Here is a 2,096-nt window from a genome sequence, read left to right on the forward strand (position 1 = left end):
CGGGGCCTGGGCGGGCGAGGCGGCCACAGCGGGGGTCACCGTGCCGGAGCCGGGTGACGATCCGCTGGCCGCGATGGTGGCCTGGCTCGCCGTCGACCCCCACGACCCGCCACTGGGCGTGCTGGCCACCGTCGACCCGGACGGGACGCCCCGGTGTCGGCACCTTCTGATCTCCGGTGCCACCCCCGACGGCCCGACCTTCCACACGGACTCGCGATCCCAGAAGGTGGCGGACCTCGCGGCGAACCCCCGCGCCACCCTCGTGGTGCTCAGCGCCGACCGGACCCGCCAGCTCACCATGACCGGCCCCGCAGCACCCACGGACCGCGAGGAGCAACTGCTCACCTATCGCGACCGGACCCCGTATCTCAAGCTGCTGGCCTGGACCAACAATCCCGCGACGGCGGCCCTGCCCCCGGCCGGACGACGGGAGGTGTGGGCGGAGACCGTCTCCCGGCACGGGCCCACCCCGCAGGACCCGCCCGACACCTGGACCGGGTACCGCCTGCGGCCCGAGGCGGTGACGTTCTGGCGGGGCGAGCCCGACGCGCCCTCACACCGCCGACGGTTCCACCTGCGTCCCGGCGGCTGGCTGGCTGAGGACCTCCCGGGCTGACACGCCGCGCCGACCGCGCGCGCCCAACCCTTGCCGCCGCCCCGAGAACGAGAGACCCCTCATGATCACCTTCACCGATGCGCTCGTCATCCCCGTGACGACGATCCCGGGAACGACTGCAGCCGACGCCCCGCCGTGGTTCCACGGCTGGGTCCACGTCGACGAGGACGGGCTGATCGCCGCGCTGGGTGCCGGTGATCCGCCGCCCGGACTGCCCGGCACCGTCCACGACCTGGGTGGGTCGATCCTGGCGCCCGGGTTCGTCTCCGCGCACAGCCACCTGTTCACCGCCGGGATGCGCGGCATCGCCCCCGACGACACGCTCTACGGGTGGGTCTCACGGATGGGCGAGATGATGGTCGGGGCCGAGGCCGAGGACCTGTACTGGTTCACCCTCGCCGGCTGCCTGGACTTCCTGCGCAACGGCGTGACCAGCGCCTACAACTTCACCCAGAGCCGGGTGGTGGCGGTGTTCGACCACGCCACCTCCACCCTGGTCGCCGAGCGGGTCCACGACGTCGAGTTCCTCACGCGACAGATCGACGCGCAGGCCGACTCGGGACTGCGGTGCGTCACCTCGACCCGGCTGGACGACGAGCAGCTGCCCGAGGCCGAGTGCTTCGAGGCGTTCGCCCACGTCACCGAGCACCGCCAGCGCACGGTCCCCCGGGACCTGGATCTGGGCGGATCGGTGTTCGGGTCGGTGCAGTGGTCGTCCTCGCCGGTCACCGCCGAACGCGAACGGCACGCCATGGCGACCCACCGTGTGGGCAACCAGGCGCACTTCGTGGAGACCGCCGAGCACCTGGAGGTGCAGCGGGCCAAGTTCGACTGGTACGACCACGCCGGGGTGTTGGGCCCCGCCTTCTCCTTCGGCCACTTCGTCCACCCCACGGACCACATGGTCCGCCGCGTGGCGGAGACCGACTCGGCCGTGATCTGGCAGGCCACCTCCAACGGCCGGCTGGGATCCGGTATCGCCGACGTCGCCGGGTACCGGGCCGCGGGGATCCGGGTGGGGATGGGGCTCGACGACCAGTCCTGCACCGACGTCTCCGACCCGTTCCAGAACATGCGCATCGGCCTCTACACCCAGCGGGCCGTCCACTCCGACGCCTCTGTCCTGGCCGCGCACGAGGTGCTGCGGATGCACACCCTGGGTGGCGCGGAGGCGCTCGGCCTGTCCGGCCGGATCGGCAGCATCGAGGTGGGCAAGCACGCCGACCTGCTGGTCGTGGATCCCACCGCCCCGGCCACCGGGCCGATCTGGGACCCGGTGGCCACGTACGTCCTGGCGTGTTCGCTGCGCAACCTCACGCACGTGTACGTGGGCGGGCGGCTGGTCGCCGAGGGGGCACGCTCACTGCACCCGCTGGCGGACGAGGCCGACGCCCAGCTCACCGAGCGGATGATCCGCTCGGCGCGGGCGCGCGGGTTCGCCCCGGCCTACACGCGGCCGGTGGGGGTGCGCTCGTGACGG

General features: G+C 72.9%; 2 protein-coding genes. Both read left to right on the forward strand.

The window, feature by feature from the left end:
* Positions 1–616, forward strand: a 616-nt coding sequence (locus G6022_RS08720; RefSeq protein WP_182691378.1) for a pyridoxamine 5'-phosphate oxidase family protein, incomplete at its 5' end; no start/stop codon positions are given.
* A gap of 61 nt (positions 617–677) precedes the next feature.
* On the forward strand, positions 678–2,093 hold the full coding sequence (locus G6022_RS08725) for an amidohydrolase family protein (protein ID WP_182691380.1): 1,416 nt from the start codon (positions 678–680) through the stop codon (positions 2,091–2,093).
* Positions 2,094–2,096: the final 3 nt, after the last annotated feature.

Source organism: Dietzia sp. Cai40 (assembly GCF_014145165.1).
In the GTDB taxonomy this organism is placed as follows: Bacteria; Actinomycetota; Actinomycetes; order Mycobacteriales; family Mycobacteriaceae; genus Dietzia; species Dietzia natronolimnaea.